This window comes from Kribbella solani (genome assembly GCF_014205295.1).
Classification (GTDB): domain Bacteria; phylum Actinomycetota; class Actinomycetes; order Propionibacteriales; family Kribbellaceae; genus Kribbella; species Kribbella solani.
This window is the reverse complement of sequence record NZ_JACHNF010000001.1, coordinates 1,621,003-1,638,293: the sequence shown is the minus strand read 5'-3', so window position 1 is coordinate 1,638,293 and position 17,291 is coordinate 1,621,003. Positions and strand designations below refer to the sequence as shown.

Sequence of the window (17,291 nt, the reverse complement as noted above, 5' to 3'; positions counted from 1 at the left end):
CCCGGTGGTGGTACAACAACGCGCCACGCTCGACCGGGCTGCGACAGGCAGGACGACCCGCAATGACCACGAGTAGTCCGGTCCGCGTTTCCCGTACGCAGGCCCGCCGGTACCGTGGCCGCGGCGTCGACACCGAGGACCTGGAGCAGATCGCCTTCGAGCACTTGGTCCGGGCCGTACGCAACTATCGCCCGAGCGGTGACTCCGACTTCAGGTCGTACGCCGTGCCGACCATCCGCGGCGGCATCCGGCACCACTTCCGGGACAACGCCTGGGCGATCAAGCTGCCCCGCCGGCTGCAGGAGATCCAGTCCAGGGTGAACGCCGTCCAGGCGACGCTCGCGGTCGACCTCGGGCACTGGCCGAGCAACCGCGAGCTGGCCGAGGCGCTGAACGTCGACCTCCGCGAGATCATCGAGGCCGAACAGGCCCGGGGCTGCTTCCAGCCCAACTCGCTGGACGCCCAGCCCGCCGCGGACGGCAGTACCCGCAGCGTGGTGGCTCAGCTCGCCGATCCGATGGACACGTACGCGCTCGTGGACCAGATCCACGCACTGCAACCGGTGGTGGACGACCTGCCGGACCGTGACCAGCTGATCCTGCGCCGGCGTTTCGTCGATCACCGCACCCAGGCAGAGATCGGCATCGAGATCGGGGTCAGCCAGATGCAGGTGTCCCGGCTGCTCCGCGCGATCCTCGGGCGGCTGCAGCTCGCGCTGTCGGCCTGATGGCCTGCGTCCAGCGGCTGTACCTGGGCCTGCGGCCAGGCGCGATGCATGATGAAGAGGTGACGGAGACGAGCGGACGCGACCCCGAGGCAGCGGGTCTGCCGGTGGATCTGACCGTGGCTTCCGGGTTCGGCCAGGCAGCGCCCGATCCTGCCGCCACCGCGGAAGGATTCGCGCGGCTCGCCCTCGAAATGCACGAGGCGATCGGGGTCGAGGAAACCGTCCAGACCGTCGTCGAGTACGCGCTGCAGGCACTCAGCTGTGACTACGCCGGCGTCGCCCTCAGCGCCGGCGACGGCCGCACCGAGGTGCCCGCGGTCACCGACCCGGCCGTCGCCGCGATCTATACCTTTCAGATGAGTGGCGGCGACGGGCCGCTGCGGCAGTGCATGCGAGAGCGGACGACCGTCGAGATACCCGACACCGTCAGGCTGCAGCAATGGCCCGAATGGACCAAGAAGGTGATCGAGATCGGCGTCCGCAGCGTTCTCGACGTACCACTGTGGACCGGGAACGCGGCGGTCGGGGTGCTCGGGCTGTACAGCAAGGTCCCGGACGCGTTCGGGCCGGACGAGGTCGCGATCGCGCACATCCTCGCCCGGCACGCCGCCGTCGCCGTCGCGACCGCCCGGCGCGAAGAACACCTGAAGGTCGCGGTCGACGCCCGGAAGCTGGTCGGCCAGGCGATGGGCATCCTGATGGAACGGTACGACCTGAGCGCCGACCTCGCCTTCGAGGTGCTCCGCCGGTACTCGCAGGACACCAACACCAAACTCCGCGAGGTCGCCCAGCGCCTGATCGACACCCGGCACCTCCCGAACAGCTGACCGTTCGGAAAGCCCTGGCCGCACCCGGCGCTTGAGGTGGGCGCGTACTGGGCACCGGGGCGGTATGGCGACCAGAGAACAGCGCATGCGGGTGGCCGGTACGAGTCGGTCCCCGCAGTTGAGGTACATCAGGACGCTGGACTGTGACGCGGACCGCCTGTGGAGCCTGGTGACGAAGCCCGAGTTCCTCAGTCAGTGGCTCGGGGCAACGATCATGAGCGACACGCAGTACGGCGGATTCACCGTGTCGACCGGCGTCAACGCACTCGAGCCCGGGCGGCACGTCGAGCAGCAGACGGGGATGGTCATGACCTGCGTGCCGCCGCACTATTTCCAGGCGACCTGGGACGCGCCGCCCCACCAGCCGAGCACGGTACTCGTCGACGTGGTGCCGGGTGCCCGCGACGCCCACCTGATCCTCACCCACGGTGGACTCCCCCAGGACCTGGTCGAGAGCTACGACATGTTCTGGACCACGGCCCTGAACCGCCTGCACCAGTTCATCGCCGGCCGCCTCCAGGCCCGCCCGGCCCGCTGGCAGATCCCGTACTCGGCCGGCGGCGCATAGACCACAACGCGAGACAAATCGTCTCAAATCATGGCGTCAGGGCTAGGCTCGAACCATGGTCGAAGCGGTGGCACTGACGGAGCCCTGGCAGGTGCGATTCCGGGCATCGGGCAACGAGGGCGTCGCCGACACCCGGAAGAACGGCGTCGGCGGTACGGCCGGCCTGCGCCCGCACGAACTGCTTGAGGCGGCGTTCGCCAGCTGTCTGACGATCTCCGCGCGGATGTACTTGACCGAGCTCGGCATCGACGACCACGTCACGGTGAGCGTCGATCTCGGGCGCGAAGAGACCGTCACCCGCTTCCGCTACCAGGTCGAGCTGGGACCGGCCGCCGAAGCGCACCGCGATGCCGTCCTGGCCCGGCTCGAGGCGTCTCCGGTACGGAAAACCCTGACCAAGACCCTGGTGTTCGAGGCGGCTACTTCGGGTCGATGACCTCGCCCTGGATCACGTCGCCGGCGGGTGGGCGAGGCTGCGTCGCGCCTGTCATGAACGGCGGGGTGAAACCGGCCGGCGCCAGGTTGGCGGTCCGGCGGCTGATGTACCGGTCGGCGACGCGGCGGGCCAGTGGGCGGGTGAACGGCAGCAGGAAGAACAGCCCGAGCACGTCGGTCACGAATCCGGGCAGGATCAGCAGCGTGCCGCCGATCAGCACCAGCGCGCTGTTGGTGAGCTCACGCCCGGGCAGTTTCCCGGACTGCAGCGAGCCCTGGAGCGCGTTCCAGGCGCGCCGGCCCTCACGCTTGACCAGCCAGGCGCCGACCAGGCTTTCCAGCACCAGCAGACCGACCGTCGGCCAGCCTCCGATCAGGTGACCGACCTGGATGATGACGAGAATCTCCACGACCGGCACGCTCAGCAGAGCCAATCCGAGCAACCACGGCATGTCCTACCCCTTCCGGCGACTCCTACCAGTGTTACAGGCCAGCACGAGCCCGATCAGGCCAAGGCCGGTCAGCACCCACTCCGGCCACCCGCCGAGCTTGGTGGCGAGCGTCTGTCCGGTCTTCAGCGGCACGTCCGCGACGTACACGTCCCGGGTGCCCTCGGCGGACTTGTGCTCGACCGTGCCGTCCGGCCGGATCACGCCGGAGATCCCGCTGGTGGACGCGATCAGCACCTCCCGGCCGGTCTCGATCGCCCGCATCCGGGTGATCGCGAACTGCTGCTCCGGCTGACCGGTCCCGGTGTACGTGGCGTTGTTCGTCTGCACGATCAGGACCTGTGCGCCGCCTTTCACGACGTCCCGGATCACGTTGTCGTACGCGAGCTCGAAGCAGATCACGTCGCCGTACGTGACGCCCCGGATCGGCATCACCCCCGGGCCCTTCCCGGGGATGGTCTGCGCGCCGATCATTTCCAGCCGCTTGATGTACGGCAGCAACTGCTTCCGGAACGGGATGTACTCCCCGAACGGCACCGGATGCCGCTTCGCGTACCGCTGCCCGGGACCGGTGTTGGGATCCCAGACGATCCCCGTGGTCTGCCGCTCGTTCGGACCGGGCCCTTCGGTGACGGCACCGACCAGGATCGGTACGCCGACCGCCTTGACCGCCTGCTCGATGTCCGCCCGCGTCTCGGCGTCCTTGTACGGGTCGATGTCGGTCGAGTTCTCCGGCCAGATGACCAGATCCGGCTTCGGCTCCTTACCGGCCTGAACCGCCTTCTCCAGGTCGAGGGTCGCGTTCAGGTGGTTCTTCGTGACGGTCCGCGCGCGGCCGAGGAACTCCAGGCCCTTGCCCGGTACGTTGCCCTGCACGATCGCCGCCTTGACGGTCTTCCCGTCACTCGCGTTGGACAGGTGGATCAGCGAGCTCCCGAAGACGATCACCAGGCCCGCGACCAGCGCCATCGCCCGCATCGGCACGCCGCTCGTACGGCGCAGCACCGCGTACACGAAGACACCGAGCAACGCGACCACGAAGCTCAGCCCGGCGACACCGACGTACGCGGCCAACCGGCCGAGCGGCTGGTCGGCGAACGCCCAGGCCAGCCGGCCCCACGGGAACCCGCCGAACGGCACCGACGCGGTCGCGAACTCGGTCGCCACCCACAGACTCGGGATCCACAGTATCCACTGCCGCAGCCTCAGGATCCGCGTCGCGAACAGCCCGAAGACCGCGTAGAACAGCCCTTCCAGGATCGCCAGCGCGATCGCCGCGTCACCGCCGATCACGCTCAGCCACGGCACCATCACCGCGTAGTACGTGATCCCGAAGCCGGCTCCGACCAGGAAGCCGGCCTTCATCGAGATCCCGTTCAGCGCCACCAGCAGCAGCGGCACGGCGACGATCGTCAGCCAGGGGTAGTTGTGCGGCGCGAACGCGAACGCCAGCGCCGCCCCGCCCAGCGCGGCCACCGCGATCCTCGGCAGCAGCCGCCCCAGAGCCTTCAACCGGTCCACGCGGTAACCCCTTAGTCCTCACGTACCGGCGGACGCCGGTCGCACGACGGTACAACGTCGGGGCGGCGCCAATGTATCCAGTCAGTGAATCATCAACAGCCGGGCCGCTCCTGGTTCGAGGGTGAAGGTCGCCGCGGACTTCTCGTACGAGCCGCTCGCCGGATCGAACGCGGACACCGGACCGTCCACCGTCACCTCGCTGGGTGCATCGAACCGGGCGTTGCACACGAACAGGTGCCGGTCGCCGTACTCTCCGATCACCGCCGTATCGGTGTGCCGGACCGACCGCCACGTCAGCCTGTCCAGCTCATCGCCGACCGGCCGGAGCCATCCGTTGTTGAGCTGCTTGACCACTTCGTAGCGCTCGGTCCGGACGCCGTCGTGGACCAGCGCGGGCTGGAAGCTCTCGCCGCGGGACGGGTCCGGCGTCCAGTACGTGAAGTACTGAATGCCCGTGTACCCGTAGGCGAGGGCCGTGTTCACCTGCCAGGCGATCTCCGCGGCGTTCGGGGTGCGATGCCCCTCGTACGCGAGGGTCTGGATGTACAACCACGCCGGTACGCCGGCCCGTTCCGCATGCGCGCGGATCACGGCCAGGTCGCCGAAGTACCCCTCGTCGTACGCCCCGTCGGCCAGGAACGGGTAGCGGTCGAAGGAGACCAGTTCGGGTTTGACCGTGTCGACGAAACCGCCGACGTACTCGTCGTACTCCCCCGTCGCGTGACTCGGGAAGAGGTTGACGTAGGCAAGCTTCCCGCGATCCCGGACCGCGGCGACGCCGATCGCGAGCCGCTCGTACCGTTCCGGGTACGGCTCGTCCATCAGGCTGATGCCGCGGAAGGACGGATGCCCCGAGTAGTCGTCGATCACCTTGCCGATCAGCTCACGGGTCTGCTCCGCGGGCAGGTCGAGGTCCTTCATCACCACGTCGATCCGTGGGTCCGAGGCGACCAGCATCCCGAGCCCGGTCTGGTCCGCGCGGGTCAGCGCGTGCTTCAGGATGGTCCGGTCGCTCAGGTAGTTGCCGGTGATGACCAGGTCGATCCCGGCGTCGGCGATCTCCTGGTACCGCTCGGTCGTGGTCTCGTCCGGAGGGGGCGGCCAGAAGACCGCGATCGTGAAGGTCACAGTGTCCTCATCGATTCATGCCGGCGGTCAGGCCGGCGACGATCTGGCGGGTGGCCAGGACGAACAGCACCACCAGCGGGATGGTGGTCATCACCAGTCCGGCGAACAGCGTGCCCCAGTCGTTCTGGAACTCGCCGAAGAAGTGCGTCAGGCCGACCGGCAGGGTCAGCTTGCTCTCGTCCCGCATCAGCACCAGCGGATAGAAGAAGTCGTTCCAGATCGGTACGAACTGGAACACCACGATGGTCGCGATCGCCGGGCGTACCAGCGGCATCATGATGTGCCAGAAGGTCGAGAACATGCCCGCGCCGTCCAGCGACGCGGCCTCGTCCAGTTCGTCCGACAACTGATGGAAGAACGCGGTCAGCACGAACACGTTGAACGGGATCGATCCGGCCGCGTACACCAGGACGAGTCCGAGCCGCGAGTCCACCAGACCCATGCTCTGCAACAGGTAGAACAGCGGCAGTACGCCGAGGTGTGCCGGCAGCGTCATGCCACCGATGAAGTACGCCGTGAACAGCGACCGCCCGCGAAACACGTACCGGCCGAGCGGGTACGCGGCCAGCAACGACACCGCCGCGCCGAGTAGAACGGCGGCGACCACGACGACCACCGAGTTCACCACGTACGTCGAGAACGATGCCTCCGTCCACGCCTTCGAGTAGTTCGCGAGACTCGGCCGCGACGGTAGCCCGAGCGGCTTGTCGAAGATCTCGGCGGTGGGGCGGAGCGAGCTGATCAGCATCACCACCAGCGGTGACATCGAGAACGCCGCGTACGCCCAGAGCAGGACCTTGAACCAAATGGCCTTCGACTGGGTCACGAGCGGCTCCTCAGGACCCGCTGCAGTACCAGCGTCGAGCCGAAGATGAACGCGAACATGAACACCGCCAGCGCCGACGACGTCCCGATCGCGTTCACGTCACCCGAGGCGAACGCGGTCCGGTAGAACAGCAGACCGAGTACGTCGGTCGAACCGGCCGGTGCGCCGTTCGAGCCGCCGAGCGCGTAGATCAGCGCGAACGCGTTCATCGAGCCGATGAAGCTCAGGATCGTGACGGTCGCCATCGCCGGTCGCAGCAACGGCAGCGTGATGTGCCAGAACACCTTCCACGAGCTCGCGCCGTCGGTGCGCGCGGCCTCGTTGAACTCCGGCGGGATGCCGCCGAGCGCGGCGCTGAACAGCAGCATCGGGAAACCGACCCACTGCCAGGTGTTGATCAGGATCACGGTCAGCAACGCCGACTTCGGGTCACCCAGCCACGGCATCGCGAGCGACTCGAGTCCGGCGCTTCGCAGCAGTGAGTTGACCGGACCGAACGTTGGGCTGAGCAACAACGTCCACAGATAGCCGATGACGAGTGGGTTGACCAGGTACGGCAGCGCGAACATGGTCTGCAAGGCGCGTTTGCCGCGGCGTACGGCGAACAACGCGACCGCGAATGCCAGACCGAGCGTGTTCTGGACCAGGATCGTCCCGGCCAGCAGCAGGAAGTTGTGCCCGAGCGCGGCCAGCAACTCGTTCCGGAACGCCTCGGTGAACAGGTGCGAGTAGTTGGACAGCCCAATGAACGTGGACCGCAGCGTGCCCTTCCACTCGAACATGCTGTAGGTCAGGCCGGTGAACAGCGGATAGACGACGAAGACGGAGTAGAGGATGAAGGCGGGGACGACGAACAGGTACGCCGCCCTCCGCCTGGTGCCACTCAGAGCCATGTGGCCACACTCTTGTCGAGCCGTGCCGCCGCCTCCTGCGCGGTGATCCGGCCGAGCAGCATCTCCTGCAGCGCCTTCGAGAACACGGTCTGCGAGGACGGGTTGCCGTACGCGAACTCGTTCATGAAGTAGGACGCGCCGTGCGCGCCGAAGGTCGTCGAGACCTCCTTGAGCAGCGGGTCCTTCGGCTCGACGCCCGGCACCGCGGACAGCTGCGAGAGCGTGTCGGTGTACAGCTGGCCGTACTGCTTGGTCGCCAGCCAGGACTCGAACTTGAGTGCTTCGGCCTGGTGCTTGCTCTTCGCGCTGACCCCGTACGAACCGTCGGTGAAGCCGGGCATCAGGCCCTGGCCACCGGCCGGCGCCGGCGGGGTGAAGACGCCGAGCTCCACGTTCGGCGCGTTCTTGCCGAAGAAGCCGAGCTCCCACAGGCCGCCCGGGTACATCGCTGCCTTGCCGGACGAGAACAGGATCTGCGCGTCGGTGTACGAGACGCCGGCCACGTTGTCCGGGAAGTACGGCTTGAGCTTGTTCAGCTCGTCGATACCGGCCACGAACGCCGGGTCGGTGAACTTCTTCTTCTTCGCCTTCACGTCGGCCAGGAACGCGTCACCGCCCCACTGCGAGGTGCCGAAGATGCTGGCCGCGATCGGCAGCACCCAGTCGTCCTTGCCGCCGAACGCGAACGGGATGATCTTGTTCGCCTTCAGCTTGTCGGCCGCGGCGGTCATGTCCGCCCAGGTCTTCGGCGGCTGGATGCCGTTGTCGGCGAAGATCTTCTTGTTGTACACGACCTGCAGCGTCTGCACCGCGAACGGGACGCCGTACACCTTGCCGTCCTTGTCGCCGGTCGCGGCCCGCAGCACGTTCTTGTCGAAGTCCTTCAGACCCGGGACCTGCTCGGTCGTCAGTGGTGTGAGTCGCCCCGCCTCGACCAACGGCTGCAACTGCGCGCCGGGGCGCAGCCAGGCCAGGTCCGGACCGCTGTCGCCGGCCAGGCCGGTGGACAGGATGGTGTCGTACTCGGTGGCCGCGGTGAAGGACCGGGCCTCGATGTGTACGTTCGGGTTCTCCTTCTCGTACTGGTCGAACATCTTCTGGTAGTTCTCCGCCGGGCCCCAGCCCCAGACCGACAGGTTGACTTTGCTACCGGACGACGAGGACGAGGAATCGGCGGAGTTGCTGGGGGAACAGGCGGCAGTGACGCAGAGCAGGGCTGCGGCTGCCAGGCCGGCTAGACGGCGCATGGCGGTACTCTCCTGAATCGGTTCAGTCTGAAGCGGCTTCAGCGTTGCGGTAGACGGTGCTGGTTGATGACCTCGGTGGCCGACGTCAGCAACAGGTCGGTGGTTTCGTGGGTGCGCTGGACGACGCCGACGTACAGGCAGTCGAGGACCAGCATCTGCGGGTGCCGCGCGGCCATCGCGCCGGCCCGGAACGGGCTGCTTTCGCCGGCCGCGGTGGTGAGCACAATCTCGGCGACGTCGGCGAGCGGGCTGCGCGGGTAGTTGGTAATCGCGATCGTGGTGGCGCCGCGTTCGCGGGCCAGGGCGAGAGGCTCGACCACCTCGGCGGTGGTCCCGGAGTGGGAGACGGCGACGGCGACGTCGCGGTGGTCACGGGCGTTGGCGCTCGCGAGGGCGTTGTGTACGTCCGTCCACAGCGCGCAGGGGCGGCCCGCCGCGTGCAGCCGGAGCTGGAGGTCGAGGGTGATCCCGGCACTGCCCGAGACCGCGAAGAAGTCGATGAACCGGGCCCGGACCAGCGCCGAGGCGGCCCGGTCCAGCGCCGACACGTCCAGCTGGGCGGCGGTCTCGTCCATCGCGGCAGTGTCACTCATGGTCAGGCTACGCAGCACCTGACTGGTCGGGTCGTCCGGAGCGAAGGTGACGGCCCGACGGATCGGGCCGTTCGCCTTGCTCCGCCCGAGCTCGGTAGCGAGGGCGAGTCGCAGCTCGGGGTATCCGCCGAGGCCGAGGCCGCGGCAGAACCGGGTGATGGTGGTCAGCGAGGTACCGCAGCGCTCCGCGAGCTCGGTGATCGTGCACGCGGCCACCACCTCGGGTTCGGCGAGGATCACCTCGGCGATCCGGTGATGTGCGGCCGACAGCGTCGGCTCGACGCCCCGGATCCGGGTGAGGATGCCGCCGGCCGTCGGTGAATACCTCTCGTACTGCTCTGCCATGGGAGGAATTTCCTCCATTCACACTTTGGATGTCAATAGTTCTCTCCGATTTGGGACATCCATCGTTGGAATGGTGGTGAATTATTAACATCTTTGGCCGGTTTCGGCGGGACTCTTTACTCATCGACGCCATCCTGTCTACAGTCACGGCCGACCAGACCATCCCGGGAGGGACGCTCCAGATGCGTAAACCGATCGTGGCGCTGATGCTGCTGGCCGGCTCAGTGCTTCTCCCCACTCAGGCGGGGGCCGTCAGCCTCGGCCCCGACCAGGCAGCCCAGGCCGAGGCGGCCGCCGGCAAGCCGCAGAGCAAGACCGTCGACGTCCAGTTGCTCGGTCTGAACGACTTCCACTCCGGTCTCACGTCCAGCTTCGGGATGACCCCGAACGGACCGGTACCGGCCGGCGGCGTCGACTACCTCGCGGCGCAGCTGGACCGGCTGCAGCGCACCAACCCGACCGGCACGCTGCGGGTGGCTGCCGGTGACAACATCTCGTCCACCTCGGTGAACGCGACCCTGCAGCACGACGAGCCGACCATCGACGCGCTGAACAAGCTGCGGCTCGACGTGTCGAGCGTCGGCAACCACGAGTTCGACGAAGGCCTGACCGAGCTGCGCCGGATGCAGAACGGCGGCTGTCACCCGATCGACGGCTGCTCGGTGCCCGGCTTCAGCGGTGCCAAGTTCCCGTTCCTGGCGGCCAACATCGTCGATCCCAAGACCGGTGAGCCGTTCTTCCCGCCGTACATCGTGAAGAAGGTCAACGGCGTCCAGGTCGGCATCATCGGCCTGACCCACAAGAACTCGCTCAAGGAAGCGCCCGGCCCGACCGCGCCGTACGACGGCCTGGACGAGGCGACCACCGTCAACAAGTACGCGGCCGAGCTCAAGGCCAACGGCGTGAACACGATCGTCGTGCTGATCCACCAGGGCGGCGGCCAGACCGGTGGCGGCCTGCCGAACCAGTGCAACCCGCTGAACGGCCTGATCGTCGACATCGTGAAGAAGTTCGACCCGTCCGTGGACGCCGTCTTCTCGGCACACACCCACAACGCGTACAACTGCGAGATCAACGGTATCCCGGTGATCGAGACCTCCGGGTACGGCCGGGAGATCGCCCGGATCACGCTCACCGTGGACCGCGCGACCGGCGACGTCGTCGGCCACAAGGCCGAGAACGTGACCGTCACGCACGACATCAAGCCGGACCCGAGTCTGACCCGGCTCGTCCAGGCCAGCAACCTGCGGTCGCAGCCGCTGGTCGACAAGCCGGTCGGCATGATCGCCGGCGACCTGACCGCGACCCGGAACACGGCCGGCGAGTCGACGATGGCAAGTGTCCTGGCCGACGCCCGGCTGAACGCCACCAAGGCGGCCGACAAGGGCGGCGCGCAGATCGCCATCCAGCCCCCGTACGGCGGTGGCATCGGCGGCGACCTGATCGTCAGCCCGACCGGCAACGACCTGCCGAACGTCGTCACCCACGGTGAGGCGCTGCGGGTCCAGCCGTTCAGCAACATGCTGGTGACGATGACGCTGACCGGCACGCAGGTCGAACGTCTGCTGGAACAGCAGTGGTGCGGCCAGACGACCGCGCGAGTACTGGGCATTTCGCAGGGACTCACCTATACCTACGACGCCGCCAAGCCCGCCTGCGACCGGATCGACCCGGCGACGATCAAGTTGAACGGAACACCGATCGACCTGGCCGCGAACTACCGGCTGACCGCGAACTCGTTCATCGCCACCGGCGGTGACGGCTTCAGCGTCCTGACCGAGGGCACCGACCGGGTGGAGAAGGTCCGTGACATCGAAGCCTTCGAGTCGTACCTGCAGGCGAACACCCCGGTCCGGCCGCCGGCGCTGAACCGCGTAACCCGGCTGAACTGATCGCCTGGGTTCAGCACATAGGAAAGAGGCTCAGCGTGCCTTCGGACCAACCGTCGATGTGGCTGGCTGCACACCGTCCGGCTGTTGTCTACTGGCCGCTGAGCCTCTTCCACCTCTGCCCCGCGGGGGGCTAACCACCGGGGATCTCAGCCCCCGTCGACTCAAGCCTGGCTGTGACCTGGTCAGCGTCGCGGGATCATCCGGTGGCCGAACTTCGTGTGACCGTTGAACAAACGGGTTTTGACGACTCCCAAAACGATGCTCGCTGAGAGCGACGGTGTCAACCCGTCCGCTGCCTCTTTGAGGCCGTTGTAACACTATCGCCTGCCCGGTAAGGGAAACGAAAAAGCCTCAGCCACGTCACGTTACAGAGCAGTGTCGGCACGCCACGTGATCGTTACCCAGGGCAACCAATCGTCACTGAACCGGTACGACGACGGTGCCTTTGGCCCGGGTGATCTCAAGCGGTTCAGTAAGTACCTCGGCCGCCGACTCCGATTTGTCCGGCCGGCCACGGCAGACAACGTAGGCACTGAAGTCCAGGTCGCGGCTGCGGTTCCCGATCCGGGTGATGGTTGCCGTCACCTCGACCACGTCTCCGGCGCGCAGCGGTTGCAGGAACTGCACGTCCGAGTACGAGGCGAACAGCCCTTCGTCGCCATCGGACTGGATACACACTTCTGTTGCCACGTCACCGAAAAGCGCCAGCACGTACGCCCCGTCGACCAGGTTGCCGGCGTAGTGCGCGTGGCTGTACGGAACGTACCGGCGGTGGACGACGGACAGGCCGATAGTTGCCTTCGACACCTATGCACTCCTCTTCAGCGGGACTCGCTTGGTCACCAGGGTGTCGACCAGGTAGCTGGCCACCTCACCCGGCGTCGTACCACGACCGAACACCCGGTCCACGCCCAGCTCGCCGGCCATCTGCTCGGTGAAACGGGGGCCACCGGCAACAAGTACCGGCCGGGCGTCCTCGGCGTACGCCTCCCGGAACGCCGCGGACATCTCCTTGGTGTTCAGTACGTGCGCCTCCCGCTGCGTCACCACCTGCGACACGAGGATCGCGTCGGCCTTCTCGGCTCGGGCTCGACGGACCAGCTCCGGTACGGCGACCTGTGCCCCGAGGTTCACCACCTTCACCTCGCGGTAGTACTCCAGGCCCTTCTCGCCCGCGAATCCCTTGATGTTCAGGATCGCGTCGATGCCGACGGTGTGCGCGTCCGTACCGATGCAGGCGCCGACCACTGTCAGCCGCCGGCGCAGGCCCTTGCGGATCGCCAGGTTCACTTCCTTCGGCGACAGCAAGGGGTAGTCCCGCTCGACCACCTCGACCTTCGACGTGTCGACCAGGTGGTTCACCGGCCCGTACACGACGAAGAAGGTGAAGTCCGGCCCGATCGGCTTGGAATGCACGACCAGCGCCGGGTCCATGCCCATCTTGTTCGCCAGTTGCACCGCGGCGCCCTCGGCCCGCTTGTCGTGCGGCACCGGCAGCGTGAACGACAACTGCACCATCCCGTCCCCGGTGGTGTCGCCGTACGGCCTGATGATGCTCACTTGCCCTCCTCCAACAACTCGATCGCCGGGTTGTAGTACGCGGCCGACCTGCGGGCCACGCCGTCCAGGCCGCGGCCGGCGTCCTGCGGGCGCTTCATCAGGCCGAAGGTGCCGTCGCCGATCGCGTTCAGCAGGCCGTCGTCGACGATCCGGTCGAGCAGGTCGACCGACTCCCCCAGTACCTGCCGGGCGCGCCGCGCGATGAAGCCGTTCGGCTCCGGGCGGAAGTCCTCGTGAAGGTTGCCGGCGGCACCTAGTACGTAGCGGACGTTCTGCAGCGCCAGGTCGCGGTCCGAGATCCACGGCGTGACGACCGCCTCGGTCATCATCCCGACCAGCAGGATGCCCTGACCGGTCATCGCGCCGGCCAGGTTGAAGAACCCGTCCAGCAGGTAGCCGCGGAACACGTCGCCGGTCATGTGCCGGGTCGGCGGCATCCACTTCAGCGGCGCGTTCGGGAACAGCTGCCGGGCCAGCATCGCGTGCGCGAGCTCCAGCCGGAACGAGTCCGGCACGTCCGGGTTGATCTCGAACGCGTGCCCGAGCCCGAGCTGCCAGTCCTCGAGCCCGGCCTCCTTGGCGAAGTACTCGTTCAGCAGTTGCGACACCGTCACCGTGTGCGCGGCGTCCACCGCGTCGGCGGTGGTCAGGTAGTTGTCCTCGCCGGTGTTGATGATGATCCCGGCCCGGGCGTGGATCTGCCGGCTGAACCGCTGGTCCACGAAGGTACGGATCGGGTTGATGTCGCGGAACAGGATGCCGTACATCGAGTCGTTCAGCATCATGTCCAGCCGTTCCAGCCCGGCCAGCGTGGCGATCTCCGGCATACACAGACCGGACGCGTAGTTCGTCAGCCGGACGTACCGGCCGAGCTCGCGGGAGGAGTCGTCCAGCGCGGCGCGCATCAGCCGGAAGTTCTCCTGCGTCGCGTACGTGCCGGCAAACCCTTCCCGGGTCGCGCCCTCGGGCACGTAGTCGAGCAGCGACTGCCCGGTGGAGCGGATCACCGCGATGATGTCGGCGCCTTCGCGGGCCGCCGCCTGGGCCTGCGGGATGTCCTCGTAGATGTCACCGGTGGCGACGATCAGGTAGATCCACGGCCGCTGCTTCGGGTCGCCGTGCCGCTTGACCAGCCGGTCCCGCTCGCGCCGCCGGCCGTCGATCCGCTTCATCCCGGCGGCCGCTGCCTTGCGGGCCGCCGATCGAGCGCGCGCCAGGTCACGACCCTCCGGCATCCGGAACGTCACCGACCCGGACGCCGCCTTCTGCGCCAGCACGGCCAGGTCCTCGGCCTCGCCGCGGATCAGCGCGTCCCAGACCGGCAGCGCCAGACCGTGCTCGAGCCCGACATCCGCGCGCACGGTGTCCGCGAGCCGGTTCACCCACGGGATGCCCTCGGTGTCGGCGCCGGTCAGCCCGGCGAGCCGAAGCACGGCCCGCTCGACCGACACCGTGGTGTGCTGCCGAGCCAGGTTGACGATCGGTTTGCCCGCCTTCCGGGCCAGACTCCGTGCCTTCCGGACCGTGACCGGATCGAGGTCGAGCTTCTTCACTGCACCAGTCACTGTGACCATCCTTCTGCCTCGTAGACGACGCGGCCGCCGACCACCGTCCGTACACACGCCGGAGTGCCCTGACTCAGATCCGGCAGCACCGGTACGCCCGCGCGCGGATCGGTCGACCAGGCGGCGACCCGCTCGTCCGGTGTCTGCACGACCAGGTCCGCGTCGGTCTGCCAAATCGCGTACGTGGCCGCGGTGCTCGGCGCGAGTACGCCCGCGTCGTCGATCCCGGCGGCTCGCCAGCCGCCGCGCGTGTGCGCCTGGAACGCGGCCCGTACGGTGATCCGCTCGGACGGCTCGTGGTGGAACGCGGCCGCGCGGACCGCCTCCCAGCCGCCTAGCTCCGTCACCGGTGCATCCGACCCGAACGCGAGTACAACCCCCGCGCGGGCCAGCGAACCGAACGGGTTCATCCCGTGCCAACGGTCACCGACCCGCTCGGCGTACATCCCGTCCGGGCCGCCCCACAGACCGTCGAACATCGGCTGCACGCTCGCCACCACACCGCAGCGCGCGAGCGTCGCGATCGTTGCCTCGTCGACCATTTCGACGTGCTCCAACCGATGCCGCGCCGCGACCAGCGCCTGGATGCCGACCTTCTCCGCCGCCAGCTCGAACCCGCGCGCGATGTTGTCCATCGCCTGGTCGCCGATGCAGTGGAAGCCGGCCTGCACGTTCCGCTCGGTACACGTGATCACGTGCTCGGCGATCTGCTCCGGCGTCAGGTACGCGTGCCCGCGGTGGTCGGCCCGGTCCGCGTACGGCTCCCGCAGCGCGGCCGTCCGCGACCCGATCGCACCATCCGCGTTCAGATCGCCCGCGAGACCCGCCAGGCCGTACGTACCGAGGTGCTCGAAGGCGCCGGGCTCACCCCAGTACAGCGTCGCCGACAGACCGAGCTGCTCGGCAAGCTCCCGGACGATCGGCAACTCCCAGATCGGCCCGATATGCGGCGCGGCCATTTCGTGGAACGCGCCGATGCCCTTCGCGGCCATCGCCCGCAGCGCTGCCTCGATCTCCTGGCGGCGCTGCTCCGGGCCGATCAGATCACCCAGCGCATCCCGTACGCGATGGTTCGCGCCGCGCTCGACCCGGCCGCTCGGGTCGAAGCCATCGCCTTCGGCCACCGGGATCAGGGCGGACGAGATCACGCCCGAATGCCCGTCGATGCGGGACAGGTACACGCGCCGGCCGCCGCCGGCCCGGTCCAGCTCCACGGCCGTCGGCGGGCGCCCCTCGGGCCAGATCGTCTCGTCCCAGCCGGCGCTGTCGATCACCGCGTCCGCGGGCAGCGTCGCCGCGTACGCCGCGAGCTTGTCCAGCGCCTCGGTCAAGGACTTCGTGCCGGTCAGGTCGAGACCGATCAGCGCCGCGCCCGTACCGGCGGTGTGGACGTGGGCATCGACGAAGGCCGGCGTCACCAGCTTGCCGTCGAGATCGATCACCTCGTCCGCGCCGTCGGCGTACGGGCCGGCGCCGGTGTCGTCGCCAAGCCAGGTCACCACCCCGTCATCGAAGGCGATCGCGGTCGCGTGGGGGTCGGCGGGTGAGTAGACGGAACCGTTGGTCAGAAGTGTGCGCACGGCCTAATCCTCCGCCAGCCTGCCCTCGAACAACCCACGGACACCCGGCTCGGCCCGCAAGAGCTCCATCGCGTACTCGGCATGGCCCGGCACGTACCCGTTGCCGACCAGCATCGTCACGTCCGCGGCCAGTCCTTCCGCGCCGAGCGCGGCGGCCGAGAACGACGTCGCCATCGAGAAGAAGATCACCGTGCCGCCGGCAGCGGTCGACAGTACGGCGCCATGCTCGCAGCCGGGAACGTCGACGCACACGACGGTGATGTCCGCGGGGCCACCGGCTGCCTGCACCGCCTCCGCCAGCGCTACCGGGTCGCGGGCGTCAGCCAGCGCGACCGCATCGGCGAGACCGGCCGCGGTCAGCCGCTCCCGCTCGGACTCGACCGGCACGACGCCGATTGTCCGGGCCGCACCAGCAGCGCGAGCGGCAGCCAGCGACAGCGAGCCGGACTTGCCTGCGCCACCGATGACTGACACGACGGGCTTGGTGCCCTTGTCGACGTACGAGCGCACCACCCGCGCGGTCAACGCGGGCGCGCCACAGACGTCCATCACCGCGAGTGACAGCTCCGGCTTGAGGTCGTCGGGCAGCTTCGCGACGATCGAGCGGGCGAACAGGATCGCGTGACCCCGCGCCGGCACCTGCTCGCTCTTGCCGTCCCAGTCCTTCAGCTCGTCGGTGATCCGCAGCGGGGTCAGCGTCAGTGAGACCAGGGTTGCGACGCGGTCACCAGGCCGGACGCCGAGCGGCGAGCCTGGGCCCACCTCGTCGACCACGCCGACGAGCATCCCGCCGGAGCCGGTGACCGGGTTCTGCATCTTGCCGCGGGTCGCGACGATGTCGAGGACGGCGCGGCGGATCGCCGCACCGTCACCACCGTGCGTGTCCGCGAGCTGACGGTACGAGGCGGCGTCCAGATTCAGCCGCTCGACCGTGATCCGCACCTCGTCCGGCCAGAGCTCCGGCCGGGCGTCGAGGCGCTCCGCCGCCTGCGGGAGCACGCCCGCCGGCGCCAGTACGCGATGCAGTCCTACCGGGCTCGATGACACAGGGTCCTCCTCGTAGCGGTCAGGCAAAATACTACTCAAACAGTGCGGTGACGAGAATTCTTACGGCGTACTGTTGGATCTGAGGGA

The 17,291-nt window shown here is 68.2% G+C and carries 17 protein-coding genes; 5 read left to right on the top strand and 12 right to left on the bottom strand.

Annotation, left to right across the window (positions count from 1 at the left end; all coding sequences use genetic code 11):
• Positions 1-62: 62 nt before the first annotated feature.
• The 4 genes from HDA44_RS07175 (at position 63) to HDA44_RS07160 (ending at position 2,559) form a co-directional block, all read left to right on the top strand.
• On the top strand, positions 63-728 hold the full coding sequence (locus HDA44_RS07175; RefSeq protein WP_184832354.1) for a sigma-70 family RNA polymerase sigma factor: 666 nt from the start codon (positions 63-65) through the stop codon (positions 726-728).
• 59 nt (positions 729-787) lie between these two features.
• Positions 788-1,555, top strand: coding sequence for a GAF and ANTAR domain-containing protein (locus tag HDA44_RS07170; RefSeq protein ID WP_337905694.1), 768 nt, complete (start codon positions 788-790; stop codon positions 1,553-1,555).
• Between the two features lie 64 nt (positions 1,556-1,619).
• Positions 1,620-2,123: an SRPBCC domain-containing protein gene (locus HDA44_RS07165; RefSeq protein ID WP_319039820.1), complete on the top strand. Its 504-nt coding sequence runs from the start codon at positions 1,620-1,622 to the stop codon at positions 2,121-2,123.
• Between the two features lie 55 nt (positions 2,124-2,178).
• Complete coding sequence (locus tag HDA44_RS07160) at positions 2,179-2,559, top strand: OsmC family protein (protein ID WP_184832351.1); 381 nt, start codon at positions 2,179-2,181, stop codon at positions 2,557-2,559.
• Here HDA44_RS07160 and HDA44_RS07155 read toward each other — a convergent pair.
• From HDA44_RS07155 to HDA44_RS07125, 7 genes are all read right to left on the bottom strand, one after another.
• Positions 2,543-3,010, bottom strand: coding sequence for an FxsA family protein (locus HDA44_RS07155; protein WP_184832350.1), 468 nt, complete (start codon positions 3,008-3,010; stop codon positions 2,543-2,545). The two genes, HDA44_RS07160 and HDA44_RS07155, sit on opposite strands and share 17 nt — an antisense overlap.
• A gap of 3 nt (positions 3,011-3,013) precedes the next feature.
• A complete protein-coding gene (lnt, locus tag HDA44_RS07150) occupies positions 3,014-4,528 on the bottom strand; it encodes an apolipoprotein N-acyltransferase (protein ID WP_184832349.1) in 1,515 nt (504 codons plus the stop codon).
• A gap of 81 nt (positions 4,529-4,609) precedes the next feature.
• Complete coding sequence (locus HDA44_RS07145) at positions 4,610-5,656, bottom strand: hypothetical protein (RefSeq protein WP_184832348.1); 1,047 nt, start codon at positions 5,654-5,656, stop codon at positions 4,610-4,612.
• Between the two features lie 7 nt (positions 5,657-5,663).
• Positions 5,664-6,482, bottom strand: a complete 819-nt coding sequence (locus HDA44_RS07140; protein WP_202887237.1) for a carbohydrate ABC transporter permease — start codon at positions 6,480-6,482, stop codon at positions 5,664-5,666.
• The gene (locus HDA44_RS07135; RefSeq protein ID WP_184832347.1) at positions 6,479-7,375 is read right to left on the bottom strand and encodes a carbohydrate ABC transporter permease; all 897 of its coding nucleotides are present in this window, start codon (positions 7,373-7,375) and stop codon (positions 6,479-6,481) included. Before HDA44_RS07135 ends, HDA44_RS07140 begins: the two co-directional genes overlap by 4 nt.
• Positions 7,366-8,622: an extracellular solute-binding protein gene (locus HDA44_RS07130; RefSeq protein ID WP_184832345.1), complete on the bottom strand. Its 1,257-nt coding sequence runs from the start codon at positions 8,620-8,622 to the stop codon at positions 7,366-7,368. Before HDA44_RS07130 ends, HDA44_RS07135 begins: the two co-directional genes overlap by 10 nt.
• Positions 8,623-8,660: 38 nt before the next feature.
• Positions 8,661-9,560: a MurR/RpiR family transcriptional regulator gene (locus tag HDA44_RS07125; protein ID WP_184832343.1), complete on the bottom strand. Its 900-nt coding sequence runs from the start codon at positions 9,558-9,560 to the stop codon at positions 8,661-8,663.
• Between the two features lie 182 nt (positions 9,561-9,742).
• Here HDA44_RS07125 and HDA44_RS07120 point away from each other — a divergent pair, with 182 nt between their 5' ends.
• A complete protein-coding gene (locus HDA44_RS07120; RefSeq protein ID WP_184832341.1) occupies positions 9,743-11,452 on the top strand; it encodes a bifunctional metallophosphatase/5'-nucleotidase in 1,710 nt (569 codons plus the stop codon).
• 417 nt (positions 11,453-11,869) lie between these two features.
• Here the strand turns inward: HDA44_RS07120 and kal are convergent, their stop codons facing one another.
• The 5 genes from kal to kdd are packed head-to-tail and all read right to left on the bottom strand — an operon-like array spanning position 11,870 to position 17,204.
• Positions 11,870-12,259 (bottom strand): 3-aminobutyryl-CoA ammonia lyase, encoded by a 390-nt coding sequence (gene kal, locus HDA44_RS07115; RefSeq protein ID WP_184832339.1) that lies wholly within the window; start codon positions 12,257-12,259, stop codon positions 11,870-11,872.
• Positions 12,260-13,012 carry a lysine 5,6-aminomutase subunit beta gene (gene kamE / locus HDA44_RS07110; RefSeq protein ID WP_184832337.1) on the bottom strand — a complete coding sequence of 251 codons (753 nt, stop codon included), beginning with the start codon at positions 13,010-13,012 and terminating at the stop codon, positions 12,260-12,262. It abuts the gene before it with no gap.
• Positions 13,009-14,586: a lysine 5,6-aminomutase subunit alpha gene (gene kamD / locus HDA44_RS07105; RefSeq protein ID WP_202887235.1), complete on the bottom strand. Its 1,578-nt coding sequence runs from the start codon at positions 14,584-14,586 to the stop codon at positions 13,009-13,011. Before kamD ends, kamE begins: the two co-directional genes overlap by 4 nt.
• Positions 14,574-16,157, bottom strand: a complete 1,584-nt coding sequence (locus tag HDA44_RS07100; protein ID WP_184832335.1) for an amidohydrolase family protein — start codon at positions 16,155-16,157, stop codon at positions 14,574-14,576. The genes kamD and HDA44_RS07100 overlap by 13 nt, the downstream gene beginning before the upstream one ends.
• A 3-nt stretch (positions 16,158-16,160) precedes the next feature.
• Complete coding sequence (gene kdd, locus HDA44_RS07095) at positions 16,161-17,204, bottom strand: L-erythro-3,5-diaminohexanoate dehydrogenase (protein WP_184832334.1); 1,044 nt, start codon at positions 17,202-17,204, stop codon at positions 16,161-16,163.
• Positions 17,205-17,291: the final 87 nt, after the last annotated feature.

Bases quoted from the DNA above. Each gene is read 5' to 3' on its own strand.
- HDA44_RS07175 (WP_184832354.1), top strand. From the start codon at position 63: ATGACCACGAGTAGTCCGGTCCGCGTTTCCCGTACGCAGGCCCGCCGG.
- HDA44_RS07165 (WP_319039820.1), top strand. From the start codon at position 1,620: ATGGCGACCAGAGAACAGCGCATGCGGGTGGCCGGTACGAGTCGGTCC.
- HDA44_RS07160 (WP_184832351.1), top strand. From the start codon at position 2,179: ATGGTCGAAGCGGTGGCACTGACGGAGCCCTGGCAGGTGCGATTCCGG.
- HDA44_RS07155 (WP_184832350.1), bottom strand. From the start codon at position 3,010: ATGCCGTGGTTGCTCGGATTGGCTCTGCTGAGCGTGCCGGTCGTGGAG.
- HDA44_RS07135 (WP_184832347.1), bottom strand. From the start codon at position 7,375: ATGGCTCTGAGTGGCACCAGGCGGAGGGCGGCGTACCTGTTCGTCGTC.
- HDA44_RS07130 (WP_184832345.1), bottom strand. From the start codon at position 8,622: ATGCGCCGTCTAGCCGGCCTGGCAGCCGCAGCCCTGCTCTGCGTCACT.
- HDA44_RS07125 (WP_184832343.1), bottom strand. From the start codon at position 9,560: ATGGCAGAGCAGTACGAGAGGTATTCACCGACGGCCGGCGGCATCCTC.
- HDA44_RS07120 (WP_184832341.1), top strand. From the start codon at position 9,743: ATGCGTAAACCGATCGTGGCGCTGATGCTGCTGGCCGGCTCAGTGCTT.
- kamD (WP_202887235.1), bottom strand. From the start codon at position 14,586: ATGGTCACAGTGACTGGTGCAGTGAAGAAGCTCGACCTCGATCCGGTC.